Annotated in this window: 17 protein-coding genes and 1 pseudogene; 12 read left to right on the top strand and 6 right to left on the bottom strand. The window is 57.3% G+C overall.

The window, feature by feature from the left end:
- Positions 1-9: 9 nt before the first annotated feature.
- Positions 10-750 carry a hypothetical protein gene (locus RMO15_RS03030; protein ID WP_309707679.1) on the top strand — a complete coding sequence of 247 codons (741 nt, stop codon included), beginning with the start codon at positions 10-12 and terminating at the stop codon, positions 748-750.
- Positions 751-815: 65 nt separating this feature from the next.
- Here the strand turns inward: RMO15_RS03030 and RMO15_RS03025 are convergent, their stop codons facing one another.
- Positions 816-1160, bottom strand: coding sequence for a hypothetical protein (locus RMO15_RS03025; RefSeq protein ID WP_309707677.1), 345 nt, complete (start codon positions 1158-1160; stop codon positions 816-818).
- 479 nt (positions 1161-1639) lie between these two features.
- Here RMO15_RS03025 and RMO15_RS33155 point away from each other — a divergent pair.
- A pseudogene (locus RMO15_RS33155) lies at positions 1640-2308 on the top strand (DUF6444 domain-containing protein); the annotation flags it as partial.
- The gene (locus RMO15_RS03020; protein WP_309707676.1) at positions 2286-2990 is read left to right on the top strand and encodes a transposase; all 705 of its coding nucleotides are present in this window, start codon (positions 2286-2288) and stop codon (positions 2988-2990) included. The pseudogene RMO15_RS33155 and the gene RMO15_RS03020, both read left to right, overlap by 23 nt.
- Here RMO15_RS03020 and RMO15_RS03015 read toward each other — a convergent pair.
- A complete protein-coding gene (locus tag RMO15_RS03015) occupies positions 2982-3431 on the bottom strand; it encodes a hypothetical protein (protein ID WP_309707674.1) in 450 nt (149 codons plus the stop codon). The two genes, RMO15_RS03020 and RMO15_RS03015, sit on opposite strands and share 9 nt — an antisense overlap.
- Before the next feature lie 125 nt (positions 3432-3556).
- Positions 3557-4804 (bottom strand): helix-turn-helix transcriptional regulator, encoded by a 1248-nt coding sequence (locus RMO15_RS03010; protein ID WP_309707671.1) that lies wholly within the window; start codon positions 4802-4804, stop codon positions 3557-3559.
- 108 nt (positions 4805-4912) lie between these two features.
- On the opposite strand from RMO15_RS03010, the gene RMO15_RS03005 reads away from it, so the two are divergent.
- The 3 genes from RMO15_RS03005 (at position 4913) to RMO15_RS02995 (ending at position 7281) form a co-directional block, all read left to right on the top strand.
- Entirely contained in the window at positions 4913-5458 is a 546-nt protein-coding gene (locus tag RMO15_RS03005) for a hypothetical protein (protein WP_309707669.1), read from the top strand.
- A gap of 58 nt (positions 5459-5516) precedes the next feature.
- Positions 5517-6197 (top strand): PEP-CTERM sorting domain-containing protein, encoded by a 681-nt coding sequence (locus RMO15_RS03000; protein ID WP_309707667.1) that lies wholly within the window; start codon positions 5517-5519, stop codon positions 6195-6197.
- 448 nt (positions 6198-6645) lie between these two features.
- The gene (locus RMO15_RS02995; RefSeq protein ID WP_309707665.1) at positions 6646-7281 is read left to right on the top strand and encodes a hypothetical protein; all 636 of its coding nucleotides are present in this window, start codon (positions 6646-6648) and stop codon (positions 7279-7281) included.
- Positions 7282-7304: 23 nt separating this feature from the next.
- Here the strand turns inward: RMO15_RS02995 and RMO15_RS02990 are convergent, their stop codons facing one another.
- Genes RMO15_RS02990 through RMO15_RS02980 form a run of 3 tightly spaced genes read right to left on the bottom strand, consistent with a single transcriptional unit; the run spans position 7305 to position 10456 of the window.
- Complete coding sequence (locus RMO15_RS02990; RefSeq protein ID WP_309707663.1) at positions 7305-7769, bottom strand: HNH endonuclease signature motif containing protein; 465 nt, start codon at positions 7767-7769, stop codon at positions 7305-7307.
- Positions 7769-8011 (bottom strand): hypothetical protein, encoded by a 243-nt coding sequence (locus RMO15_RS02985; RefSeq protein ID WP_309707660.1) that lies wholly within the window; start codon positions 8009-8011, stop codon positions 7769-7771. Before RMO15_RS02985 ends, RMO15_RS02990 begins: the two co-directional genes overlap by 1 nt.
- Before the next feature lie 42 nt (positions 8012-8053).
- Positions 8054-10456 carry a hypothetical protein gene (locus tag RMO15_RS02980; protein WP_309707659.1) on the bottom strand — a complete coding sequence of 801 codons (2403 nt, stop codon included), beginning with the start codon at positions 10454-10456 and terminating at the stop codon, positions 8054-8056.
- Between the two features lie 167 nt (positions 10457-10623).
- Between RMO15_RS02980 and RMO15_RS02975 the strand changes: the two genes are divergently transcribed.
- From RMO15_RS02975 to RMO15_RS02950, 6 genes are all read left to right on the top strand, one after another.
- On the top strand, positions 10624-10830 hold the full coding sequence (locus RMO15_RS02975; RefSeq protein WP_309707658.1) for a hypothetical protein: 207 nt from the start codon (positions 10624-10626) through the stop codon (positions 10828-10830).
- A gap of 21 nt (positions 10831-10851) precedes the next feature.
- Positions 10852-11184, top strand: coding sequence for a hypothetical protein (locus RMO15_RS02970; protein ID WP_309707657.1), 333 nt, complete (start codon positions 10852-10854; stop codon positions 11182-11184).
- A gap of 31 nt (positions 11185-11215) precedes the next feature.
- Entirely contained in the window at positions 11216-11866 is a 651-nt protein-coding gene (locus RMO15_RS02965; protein WP_309707656.1) for a choice-of-anchor R domain-containing protein, read from the top strand.
- Positions 11867-11995: 129 nt separating this feature from the next.
- On the top strand, positions 11996-12319 hold the full coding sequence (locus RMO15_RS02960) for a hypothetical protein (protein ID WP_309707654.1): 324 nt from the start codon (positions 11996-11998) through the stop codon (positions 12317-12319).
- A 34-nt stretch (positions 12320-12353) separates the two neighbouring features.
- The gene (locus tag RMO15_RS02955) at positions 12354-12668 is read left to right on the top strand and encodes a hypothetical protein (RefSeq protein ID WP_309707652.1); all 315 of its coding nucleotides are present in this window, start codon (positions 12354-12356) and stop codon (positions 12666-12668) included.
- Entirely contained in the window at positions 12665-13075 is a 411-nt protein-coding gene (locus RMO15_RS02950; RefSeq protein ID WP_309707649.1) for a type II toxin-antitoxin system RelE/ParE family toxin, read from the top strand. The genes RMO15_RS02955 and RMO15_RS02950 overlap by 4 nt, the downstream gene beginning before the upstream one ends.
- Positions 13076-13130: the final 55 nt, after the last annotated feature.

Below are 13130 nucleotides of genomic sequence, written 5' to 3'. Positions count from 1 at the left end.
CGAAATTTTATGAAATACGCCTTACTTGCTGGCACACTTCTGCTGGCACCGACACTTGCTTATGGGCAAGATACCTCGACATCCTCGCGTCCGAAAACCGAGCGCGAGGTCATTGTCAGCCTGATTGTCCGTCAGCTCGGTCAAGATAGCGGTCAGAATGTCTTAGTAGACTCCAGCCTGGCCGCGCTCAGGGCTCCCGCACTGGCAAAAGCCACCACGAAAGCCAATCTGGAAGAACAGCTAGACGCGCTTGTCCGCAAGCTTCCCGACGGTGCAGCATGGGCCAAGCTCTATCTCCCCAAGGCACAAGAGGGCAAGCGCTATGCGGCTGACAACCTCTCACGCTACGCTTTTGCTCAGGCAAGCCTCTTTGGCGGAAAAGTAGGGACATCGAAGCCGGGAATGGTGGAGGTCATGGGCCGCCTGATGACAGAGGAAGAGGCCGCGCCTCTGGTGAAGAAGCTTGATCTGACTTCCTACTACATTCTCAGCAACCCACGCAAGCCCATGACGGCATTTGGAGGTCCCGCCGGCGCGGGCAGCATGTTTGGTGGCGCGAACATCACGGACTTACTCCAAAAACAGCTTGGGGTCAGCGATCTCAAAGACATCCCACCAGGCAGCTATAAAATCCAGTTCCCCGGCCCGGATGGCAACCTGGTCAATGCAGATGTTAAAGTCTCCAATGACGATGGCAAAACCCGGATGGAAGTCCGTGTGAACCAGAATACCAACATTCCGCCTCAATAAACGAACTAGCGGGGGCGATCCGGCAACGTTGCAAGGATCGTTCCCGCTATATCTTCCGCTTTCGTTTAAAGACGGAGGCTAAGCTGGAGTACCATTCCCCGATCCGTTTGCCCAGACTTAGTGGAGACCTGCGGGCTCACTTGGACTTGCACACGCTGAATCCGACTCTCGGTCTGTTTACCGAGCTGGTAGGAAATCCCCCCGATGGCAAGATTGAAGAGCCCCGCGCGGGGCTCGTTGTTGACGAGGAAAATACCTCCCACGAGCATTTGTACTCCCCCTGTTACCTTACCCAAACCACCACGCACGCGTCGGCTATCGTTGGACCGTCCGAACAAACTATCGGGAAGGACATTCAGCGTGCTGGACATCAGGCTAGGTACGGAGAACACCGCACTGACAAATGCCACCGCAAAACCATCTCCCCCCCTGCTTTCGTGGTAGGTCGGCTGAACAGGCGGCACGTCAGCAGGGGACTGGGCGCGGGTTTTACAAACGGAGACGAGACATAAGAAAACGGCTAACAAACAACGCATGCGGCTACCTCTGGAAGTATTGGATACTTAGGGGTACGACTGGCTTCAATCAATGAGAAGATCAATTACAGCCCTAAAGTTCGGGAATTCGCTTCACTTCTTTATACCTATCCTCTAAAACTAACCGCAGAGGTTTCCCGTTCGCTTTAACAGGGGGAAATGTCCATATAGTCCAAAATTTATCTCCAGGAAGTTCTTCGAGCTTTACAGACATCATAAAACTATCTGATGGATCCAAACCTTCTAGTAGAAATTTGCCTGCGGGATCAGAGATACGATAATCCATTTTATAATTTGTAACTGTTCTGGCATGGCTTTTTCTGTTGACCTGAGGTAGGATACCGGCCAAGACGATGACAGAGCAACAAGCCAATTCCCTTTTCGACCGTGGTCGCGAAGCCGTCGTGGCGGTTCTGCTTGAGTTGACAAACAAAAATAGCACAAACTCCTCCAAGCCCCCGTCCAGTGATGGACTCAAAAAGCCGCCACTGATGCCCATGAGCCAGAGGAAGAAAACAGGCAGGACTCAGGGCGGGCAAAAAGGCCACAAAGGCACCACTCTGGAGCAGAGTGCCAATCCAGATCAGACACATCATCATCATCCACAGACCTGTGCCCACTGTCAGGCCAGCTTGCAAGGGGCGAGTGTGACTGCCACCTCTAAGCGGCAAGTTTTTGAAATACCACTACCCAAGATCGAGGTAATCGAACATCAAGCCCATACCCTGTGTTGTTCGTGTTGCGGCAAAGAGACAAAAGCCGCCTTCCCCGAGGGAGTGGAGCAACCTGTCCAATATGGCCCAAACCTGCTGAGCTATGGGGTCTGGCTTCATAGCAAGCATCACCTTCCCTTCGCCCGTTGCGCCCAGATTCTCCAAGTCAGTAATGCCATCTCGCTGAGTGCAAGTTGTCTTCACCGCGCCTTGACGCGGGCTTTTGCCTCTCTAGCAGACTTTGAGAACAAGGCCAAAGAGTCTCTCTCGCAAGTGCCTCTCAAGCATGTGGATGAGACGGGAGGGCGAGTCAAGGGTAAACTGCACTGGTTCCAGCACCCTTCCCTTCGGGTGGGTACCCGGTTGCACCCAGAGTCTTTCCTGGCTCTTTGTTCATGCAAAGCGGGGCAAAGAAGCCGTGGCGGATCTGCTGGACTACAAAGGCTTGCTGGTCTCAGATTTTTGGAGCAGCTACGTAAAACTTCCTTGTGGTCATCTGTTTTGTGGTGCTCACTTGCTTCGTGAACTGGATTATCTGGGCACGGTGCTGAAACTGGGGTGGGCATCTGAGTTGAAGAAACTCCTCGAAAAGGCAGTGTCAGCTTGCCATCGCGCCCGTGAGCGTGGCAATCCTGTCTTATGGAATCGCACCGCTTTGGTTGAGAAGTTTGATGCCCTGGTTGCCAAAGGACTTCGCAGTGAGCCAGTTGGCAAAGCGCGTGCTCTTCTGAAACGTCTGTCTCGTTTTGGGGATCAGTACCTGACTTTTCTGTTTGATCTGACTCTACCCTTCACCAACAACGAAGCGGAACGCGATCTGCGGATGTTGAAAGTGAAGTTAAAAATCTCGGGTTGCTTCCGTACTTTTGAGGGAGCTGAAATGTTTTGCCGTCTCCGCAGCTATGTGCTTACGTGTGGTAAACAGGGCTTGGATGAGTTGGCATGTTTGCGCTCTGTCTTCACTGGCCCCATCATCATGCCTTCATTTTAGGGTGCCAGAACAGTTACTATAATTTTTAATATTTCCTGTAGACAAACCAATTTCACCTCGACTAAATGGTTTTCCTTCGGATGTAAAAACCTGGCCAAAAATCTTTGCTATTGAATAACCAAGGATAATATCCTTGAAATCCAAAATCTCATCACTCATATCTTTATTCGTAATTTCCAATACACGAAAGCAACGGCCCTGTAAACTTGCGGATCTTTCATCGGGCATTGGCATGGATGACCTAAACTCAGGAGCATTAATCGAAATTTGGAATCTCAGACCAGATTCGACAGTTGCTTCAAATCCCCCATCTTTTCCAGACCAATAAACATCTGAATTTTCGAGTTTAAGCTTGGCATCATACTGGTTAATCCGAATCCTAACGTTTCGTAACGGCATTTTCCACTCATCAACCGTACGACCACGAACCAATCTTTTCATATATTCCGAGTCCTTTCTCATCTCTCTGTCGTCGCCGAAATTGCGTGCTCAAACAAAGCGTCGGAAGAGATTTCTCATGCAGAGCAATTCGAGACCACCTTAGAAAATCCTGCATTGGGTCTACGCTATGCGGTGAGCCAGCGCTCTAGGCGAGAGCGCGTCATGCCGCCTCCCGTATCAAGCCCGAGCTGATAGGCGTCGTCTAGGGCGTTCATCTCGCTTAGGTAGCGCTGCCCCTCGGTGCGCTCTCCTAGCCCGGCTAGTACCCAAGCGTGGTTGCGGTAGTTGGTTGCCTTCACAATGGGGCGGGTCTCACCTGCGACGACCGGGACAAGGTAGCTATGGGCTTCGCGGTAGAGGCCATTGCGGCAGAGTAGCCAGATAAAAAGGTTCTGGTAGCTGTGCAGCGTGAGGGCGTTGGGGGCATGATAGATCGCGTCCTGATAGGTGGCCGTCGCCAGCGCCAGATTACCCACGCTCTCGGCGACATCGGCGACGCAGGTCAGCCACCAGGCACGGTGCGTCTGCTGCATGCGATGCTCGACCTCGGAGAGAAGCCGTAGGGCATCCGCTCCCTGCTTGCCGTGTCGCCCATGCTCCACCGCTGCGGTGACGGCCTCCAACTGGCCAATACTCAGCGGCCCACGGGTCTGCTTGAGGCTCTCCCGTGCCGGGGCCGCCAACTGTGCTCCTTCGGCGTGGCGGTTGAAGCGCCAGGAGAGATAGTAGCCGTAGATGCCCCAGATATCGCTCGCCTCGACCTCGCTGAGCTTTCTTTCTTGGTAGAGAGTCTGGTAGCGCCCGGCCAGCGCAAGATACATCAGGGAACGGTCGGGCGTGGTGTCGTGGTAGTCCAAATATTGGACAATGCTATCGAGCGCCTCTTTGTCGAGCGGGAGCGGTTCGTGCTGCTGCCAGGCACGCACAGTGAGAAAGAGCAGCTCGTCTTCTGTGGCCCCCAGAGCAAAGCACAGCGCGTGGAGCTTGTCGCCTTCCGGCCAACACTCCCCCGCCTCCCAGCGCGAGACCATGCTCTGTGTCACCCCCGCCGCCTGCGCTGCTGCATCCTGGCTCACCCCCGAGCGCACCCGTAGCGCCCGCAGAAGCTCGCCACTGCTCACCGGTGCCGTCTGCGCCGCGCCATGCTCAATCAGAAGGGCACGGGGCGCATCCAGGCTTTGGCGGCACTGCATGCGCTGGCCGGGCGAGAGATCTAGTGCCTCCATCACCCGATTGAGTTCCGGCGCGTAGGGCACGGTCTTGCCGGATTCCCAGCGCGAGAGGGTGGACTTATTCACCCCCGCCTTGAGCGCGAGCGCCCCTAGCGACAGCCCCTGCCGCACTCGTGCGGCTCTGAGTGTTTCCCCGATCATAGCAGTTCGAATTATATAGCAAGTCAAGCGTTGCAAGTTGGCTCATGCGTTGCAAGTTGGCTCATATCCTTCGCCCCGATCTGAACCTGGTGTTATTGTCAGTGTGCTATGAAGATTGCGATTGACCTGGAAGGAACCCTCATCGCTGAGTGCGGCGAGTTCACCTGCGAGCGCCCCCACGCCCTCGCGCAGCTTTTACTGCCCAAAGGCATTCGCCGAAATGCCCGCGCCCTCTTGCACGACCTTACCCACGCCGGGCACTCCCTCACGCTCTACTCTAGCAACGCCCTGCCTACCTGGAAATTACTCCTCTGGTGCCGCCTCAGTGGGCTCCCTCTTCGCCGCGTGATCACGCTGGAGCAAGCGAAGCGGCGGGCGCTCAAGAATGCCGAAAAGCGGCAGAGGCGCTTTGCCAAAGACCTTAAAGCGCTGGGCCTCACGCACTTCGGAAAGGCCAGCGAGCTTACCTGGCCCCCTTGCTACGGCCACGACCTGATCCTCGACGACGAGCCCAACCACATCCAAGCCGCCTGGCGCTCCGGCGTGCGCGGCGTACTCGTCACCAACCGCGATGCCGACTGGACGGCGCGTATCCGAGAGGCGACGCTCACCAGCCAAGACATCGAGACTTCCACGCAGACTCAGGCCGCTTAGGCCAACGACCGGGCAGAACGCCCTACTAGAAAAGACAGCACACAAGAAAGCCATCTTAATGAATCTATCTCGCTCTACGCTTCTCAAGACACTCGCCGTACAGGCACTGATCGGAGCTGTCGCTCTACCCCACGCCGCACACGCACAGACCCTCATCTACACCAACGGTGCCTTATCTACTGGTAACGCTAAGAATATTTCGAGCGCTTCTATTGCGGACGATTTTGTTTTTAGCTCCACGCGAAGCTTCGATCAAGTACGCGTCTGGCTTATGGATACTTCTGCTCCCAATAATACTCTAAATAACTTTGGTGGGACGCTCTCCTGGCTGATTTATAATAACAACGCTGGGCTGCCCGGTACGATATTCGCGTCGGGAACCACCAGTGCCGTCACGCTGACAGACACAGGCTTAAAATTTGGGTCAACTTTTAGCATCTTTCAGGCCGATTTCTCGGTTCCCAGCCAGACCCTAACTGCGGGTACCTACTGGTTTCGAATTAGAGAAAATGGGATCACCGATGGAGCCGACTTCACTTCGACTTTCTGGATGGATAGCGGCTCCAGCACAGGTTTTCAAACGGTGGCTGGTAACGGGGTAAACCCAACAACCTGGGGGAACAACGGGGCTACAAATCGTGCCTTCAATTTCTTCGCCTCGTCCGCACCCGAACCTGGCACGCTGCCGTTTCTGGCTCTCGGTGGGACGCTCGTGCTGGCGCGACGGCGGCGGAAGTAGTCCCGCCCGTTGGAGGGGCGGGACTGGAGAGCTAAAGCTGTGAAGGCCGTTCCGGCCATATAGAATTTCGTATGGGCGGCACGCCCTTTGCAGCGGAGCCTGCGACACTCTTAAGTCCCGCCCCGGGTACCCTCAGGGTGAACGGGCGGGACTCCTTCCGACCAAGGTCGGCCTACCAAAGCAACGAGTATGTGCCTTGCCGACCGTGGTCGGAACGATTCAAGCTCGAAAATTCTGCATAGCAACCACAGTAGGAACAGTTCAAAGACAAGACCGTAAAGTGGCGACCGTGGTCGGATGGGTGCGAGGACGAGAGTTGGGCATAGCGACCATGGTCGGAGGAATAAAATCTCGACCCTGAGGCGCACCGACCAATTTGGGTATACTTTACTTACCGGAGCAAGACGCTCCCACGGAAGGTCTGTGCCTTCGAAAGGAACCCGACACCATGTCTACCCTTGTTGCCTCTACCCTCGCCCAGCTTCGCCAGTGTGCGGCCCAGGACGATGCCACCTCCCCCACCAACGCCCGCCTTCGGCTCCCCGCTTGGATTCGCACCCCATTCGACACCGCGATTACGACCCTCGATGCCCAAGTGCAGGCCCAAGGCACAACCGAAGGAGCACGGATCGCTAGTAGCCACACCCTGCAAGAGGCTTTTCGACTCGGCGAGGTGCTGATTCGTGATGTGAACCGCTATCTCAAGGCCCTTCCGCGCAGTGTGGACCAGAGCCAGGCACTGGCGCACTACGGCCTCCAGAACAGGCTCCGGGGAGAGCTCAACCATGCGGAGATTGAGACGCACCTAAGCGCCTTTGTCACCCTGGGCAGCGCCGCCACCACGCCCGCCGCCATGCACCTGCGCCCCGCCGATGTGAGCGCCGCCGCCGACTATCTCGCCACCATCACCGCCCACAAGCACACCGCGTCGGTTGGGGGTCGAGCCACGGTCACCGATGCCAAGAACGCCGCCCTAGAGGAAGCACAGGCGCTCAAAAGCCGTGCCTACCACTACCTCTGCGCCGCGCTGGAAGACGGTGTCGCCGATCCCCTGCTCACCAGCTACGGCTTCGATCCGAGGTGAGTTGCAGGCTACGTGGTGCCTGTCTATTGTTCTAACTCCGTTTCGAGGTGCTGGTTAATCTGCATGGCGACTTCTAGCATCTGACGCAACTCTTGGTTTCGCTGGCGCAAAAGAGCAATTTCCTGCTGTTCCAAGCGAAAGGCAACCAGCTCAGGCCGGTTGAGATGTAAAACCTGAAGATGATTTCTACCGCGCTCTGTTAAACCAACCACAGTGCCATCTTCTTGTAGACGGCAGTGGGCCACCATAAAATCAAGTAGGGGGTTAAGCAGAGATAGATCCAGCTCGGTTTGCCAATAATCTCCCTTGAATTCGTTGCACGCATGACAACAGTAAACCAAGTTGTCGAGAGTATCCTCGCCTCCCTGAACGCGCGGTACGAAGTGGTCCACTGTCATCTCCGCACCTATATTCGTCTCGCTGACACCACAGTAGCCACATCGAAAGTTGAATCGGGAGCGAACGGACTGACGCAGCGCACGACGCATCAGGCACTTCCAATAGTTTGGAGCAAGCGCGATTTTTCGGATTCGATGGCTTGGCGTTCTGCACGCGATGTCGCAAGTGCTTCTTTGAGATACACACTCAGCCGCCGCTCGCGCTCAATCAGCGCTTGTAGGGCATTATTTTGCGCTTCAAGTTCAAGCCGCTCCACACGCATTTGCTGCGTGGAGGCGCGGAGAGCGTCTTGTTCACGTCGCGCTTCTGGGGAAAGTTCGATGTCTTCCATGAGAGTATTTCCATCTGAATTGTACCACCCTTGCCCCCTAGGTCAGCGGCGACGGAGCCGCTGGCCCAGGTCGTCGAAGAGGGTGTTTTCCATCAGGGAGAGGATGCACTCGGGGTTGAGATCACGCCCCAAGGTCAAAGCGGACAGAAACCTCTCCTCACCCAGCTCACGGCGCAGGGCGGCAAGATTGTTCTGGCGGAACCCACACTCGGGCTGCTCGATCGTGAAGCCGTAGAACGCGCACCAGGCCTCACTCGCGCCAAAGAGCTGAGCCGCGCGTTCCTGTTCGCCTTCACGGTAGGCGAGTAGCCCAATACTGACGATTAAATGGCCAAGCTCCCGATGGCTCTCCAGCTCCCGGTACACCGAGAACGCCGTCCGGAACCCTATCTTGGCAGCGGGCAGGTTTCCCTCCAGTACGTCTAGAGCCGCCTGGTTGATAGTGAGGAACATCGGGTGGTTAAACAGCGTCCGGTGTTCCTCAAGAAGCGCACGAACGGCGGGATACTCCCCCTGTGCCAACAGGAGCTGTAGCATACTGCCGATTGCATGATCTAGCTCCGCACGGGTTCCCTCCGTCCGGGCGTAGTGCAGCACCTCGTCAAAGAGCCGCCGTGACCGCTCCCAGTCTCCCTGATTGAAGGCGAGGGTCGCGCGGCAGGTCTGGCTATCGAGGGGCTGACCCAGCGCCCGGTTTAGCTCTGCAAGCCTATCGAGAACGGCCTCGGCAGTGGCCCAGTTTCCCATGCGCTGGTAGGCGTTGGAGAGTTCGCGCAGGGCGGTCACACGGTCGCCCGTGGGGGCCTGTGCTCCTGGCAGGGAGAGGGCAAGCTCATACTGCTGGCGGGCCATCTGGAAATAGCCACGAAGTTCCCAATAGACGCGCACATGGTTGCAGAACGCGAGTGCCCGCTCGGGCTGATGCTCGTAACAGAACGTGAGCGCTTGCTGGGTGTTATCCTGCTCCAAGTTGAGCTGACGTGCCCAGCGCCGCTGTCGCTCCAGGTTACGTCCCGGATAGTCCGCAGCGAGGGCGAAGATGGCTTCAAAGTGGGCATGGCGCAGGCGGAGCTGCTCAGGAGCTGGCAATGCGACAAACTGCTCACGCAGAAACTCCTGAACCGTCTCGAGAAAGCGGTAGCGAGGCACTCCCCTTGCCATATCAAGCGGAACCAAGCTCTTGTCCACGAGGCTGTCCAGAAGTGCCGCGACTCGCTCGGCGGCAAGCCCCTCGCCGCCACAGACGGCCTCGGCAAGCGCTAGGCTCCAGCCTCCCTGAAACACCGCCAGGCGCACCACGAGGAGACGCTCCTCCGGGGTGAGCAGGTCGTAGCTCCAGGCGATTGCCGCGCGTAGGGTCTGCTGGCGGGGCTCGGCGATCCGGCTCCCGCTGGTGAGAGTGACGAGTCGCTTCTCAAGGCGCTGCACCAGCTCCGAGAGCGACTGTGTCCTCAGCTTCGATGCCGCCAGCTCCAGTGCCAGCGGGAGGCCGTCTAGGCGCAGGCAGAGCAGGGAGAGCAAGGGACGATCCTCGGGGGTCAGCTCCCAACCCGGCTGTGCTCGCTGGCCGCGCTCACAAAACAAGAGGGCGGACTCCGCCTCCGTCAGACCGGGCAGGCGCAGAACCGTCTCTCCAGGAATCCCGAGAGGCTCGCGGCTGGTGGCAAGTATGGTGAGCTGGGGGCAGGCGCGGAGGAGTCGCTCACACTCCTTGGCAGCGGCCAGTACCAGGTGCTCGCAGTTGTCCAAGCCCAGCACGAGGGGCAGATGTCGCAAGGTCGGCAGGAGCGCTTGGGTGTTGGCAAGCCCGAGCGCGCTTGCAATTCTCACCGCGACGCCCTCCGGTTCGGTCAGGGAGGAGAGCTCCACCCATGCAACCGTCTGTCCCTGTTGCTCGCAGGTTTGCAAAGTCTCCAGGGCGAGGCGGGTCTTACCCACTCCACCCGTCCCTACCAACGTTAAGAGTCGTGTCCGTCCCAGCAGCTCCTTCGCCTGCTGCTTCAGATCCTGGCGTCCCAGGTAGGGGCTAAGCTCTGCGGGCAGTGGCTCGATGGCCTGAACTGTAGTCGCGAAGGATTCATCCTGTTGTCGGAGGCGCTCCTTGAGTTTTTCCCTCGCCTGAAGCACGAAGTCATCGTAGAAACCGGGCAGGAGTCGCTCTGGGTCGGAAGGACTCTCGACGGTGTAGTTTCCGTGCTGTAGCCCGATGGTATCGCGGGTCGCGCAGATCAGCGCTCCCTCGGGCTGGCCAAGCCCTTTCTCGACTGCCCTCCGTAAGTAGCTTAGATTGGTAGAAAGTGTGTTGCGCGCCGCATCCAGCTCCGGCCAGAGCACCTCCAGAAGCTTCTCGCGGCTCTGGTTTCCCGGATGGAGGGCGAGGTAGGCAAGCAGACTTGCTACCTTACGTGTCCGGAACTTGTCCACCAGAGCGTCTTCGTGGAACACCCTAAGATTATCTCGAAGCTCGATTCTGTACAAGCTCAAATCCCTCTTCACATCGGCAGTATAACATAGCAAAAGAGTCACCGAAGACCTATTGCAAAGATTTGTTAGGACTTGTTAGGGATTTGTTAGGACTTGCTTGCTAGGATTCTTACCAGGAAGGTAAGTCTATGAAAATCGCGGTTGATTTAGAAGGAACCCTCATTGCCGAGTGTGGAGAGTTCCCCTGTGAGCGCACCGGTTACCTTGCCAAGCTCTTGCTCCCCCGTGGCATCCGCACCCAGGCATGCGCCCTGCTCCGGGATCTGGCTCATGCGGGCCACGAGGTCACGCTCTACTCGCTTTCGGAGCTGCCTTCCTGGAAGCTGCTGCTCTGATGCCGCCTCGCGGGGCTCCCCGTGCGCCGCGTCATCACCTTCAAGCAGGCTCACAGGAGGGCACGGAAAACCCTCCAGAAGCAACAACAGCGCTTCGCCAAAGACCTCCAAGCGCTTGGCCTGAGCCACTTTGGTAAGCCGCAAGAGACTCTCTGGCCCCCGTGCCGGGGTCACGACCTGATTCTTGACGATGAGCCCCGCTCGATCCTGCTCGCTTGGAGGCAGGGAGTCAAGGGGGTGCTCGTCACCAACTACGAACCGGACTGGACGACCCGCATCCGCGAGGCCACGCTCCAGAGCCCCGAAATTGAGATCCACACCAAACACACCACATCCGAGGCTCAGACCATCTGAGACCAACCACAAAACTAAAGAAAGCAACTTTATGAAAACAACGCATTTCTCGACAACACGCGGACTCGTCGCCGCGCTCTCCCTTCTTGCCATCGGGGCACTTCCACAAAGCGCAAGGGCAGATGTGGTCTACTCCACTTTCGGGCCGGGAAATTCCTTCAGTGGGTCAAGTGGCTACGACATAAACGGTTCTGGTATTTTTTTAGGTTATAGAGAACAAGCGATGCGGTTTACTCCGAGTTCCTCCTTCACGCTTACCAGTGTCGACGTGGGGGGAGTGACTTTCATGGGGGGTGGCACAACAAATTTTCAGGTCGTGAACGACGCAAGTGGTCGGCCGGGTAGCACGGTCATCGCCAGCGGTACCATCACCTTTACGGGAACAGCCAGCATCAAGTCGTTTGTCGCCTCGGGAGCGGTGAATGCAGGGACTAACTACTGGCTTACAGGTTCACCAGTGAGTAGCGACTCCTCTGTGCTCTGGCTCCATAGTACTCCTGTGGTGAATGGGATGGTAGCATCTCGAAGTTCTACAGTAGGGGTTTGGTCTATCTCGTCAGGTACACAATCTGCCTTCCGTATCAACGGTACCCTCCTCAGCGGCTCCGCCCCCGAGCCCGGCACTCTCGCACTCCTCGCCCTGGGCATGGTGGGTGGGGTTGTGGCTCGCCGCCGCAAATAATCGCTTACCCTATTTCTGCAATTGCCTACCCTTTTACCCAAAAGGGGTAGGCAATTTCTTTTTTTGGGTTGATGATTTCTCTCTTTTGGTTTACAATTTCCCTAATGCTCTTCACAAAGGAAGAAATGTATGGGACGACTACGACGAACGTCTGCTGCACTGGAGGCAGCACTTACCCGGCGGGCGAACTTAGCCAAGATTAACCCCGCGCTTGACCTGGGTCACGGCAACACACTTGCCACCTATGACTCCGAGATCGCCGCAGTGCAGGCCAAGCTAGATGCGTACAACCAAGCGCTCGCTGCTGCCGACAATGCGCTCAACGAGCTGCAAGCCGTGGAGAAGACACTCAAGAAACGCTCGACGAAGATGCTGGCCGGGGTAGGTGTCGCGTTTGGCAAAGACAGCAGCCAGTACGAGATGGCAGGCGGAACCCGTGAGGGCGACGGGTAGCTAGAGGGCTTTTTTTGCCTGTACAATAGCCATCATGACACTGACAATTGACGCACTCCCGGAGGAAGTGGTGGCTCTCACGGCGACACCAGAAGGCATGGCACGAGCGCGGATGGCAGTGCTTCATGCGTTTGGTATCGTGCCCCAAGAAAACTCACCCGAGGTTGTGGAAGCAGAAGGCGAGGCGCTTGAGGAGCTACTTGCGGCACTCAAAGAGTCCGACGACGACATCGCGACGGGTCGCACTCTGACATGTGAGCAGGAGTCCGACCGGCTTGAAGCAAAGTTCCCTTGGCTAAAAGCACACCAACAAACAAAGCGTACCGTTGCTACTCCGCGTACGTCATGAGTGAGCCCGAGGAACCCAAGACTTACGCGATCCGTCCCACGGAGCGAGCCACCCGCGATGTGGAAGCGGCACTCAGCTGGCTCTCTGAGCATGACGGCACGGAGGAAGACCCCACCCCCGAGGCATCTGTGCGGCAGGCTCTTGCGTGGTTTGATGCCTACGAAGCCACCCGCGCAACACTGGCAAACTTCCCTTCCCGCTGCCCTCTTGTGCCAGAGAGGGCGCACTTTTCGCAAGAAACGCGCCACTTGATCTTTCGGCGCTCCCCCGATGCGACCCCATGGCGCATTCTCTTCAGTATCGAAGATCGCGATGATGGCCCGGTTGTCTGGATTCGGCATGTTCGTCATGGAGCGCGTCGGCCCCTCACCCCAAAAGAGGCTCGGGAAATTCTCCTCCACGACTAAGGCCGTACGAGAGGGCAGGCGGAACCCGCAAGGGCGACGGGTAACTCCTCCTCCC

Source organism: Armatimonas sp. (assembly GCF_031410135.1).
In the GTDB taxonomy this organism is placed as follows: Bacteria; Armatimonadota; Armatimonadia; order Armatimonadales; family Armatimonadaceae; genus Armatimonas.
Note: the sequence above shows the minus strand (reverse complement) of the source record. Positions and strands in the feature narration are given on the sequence as shown.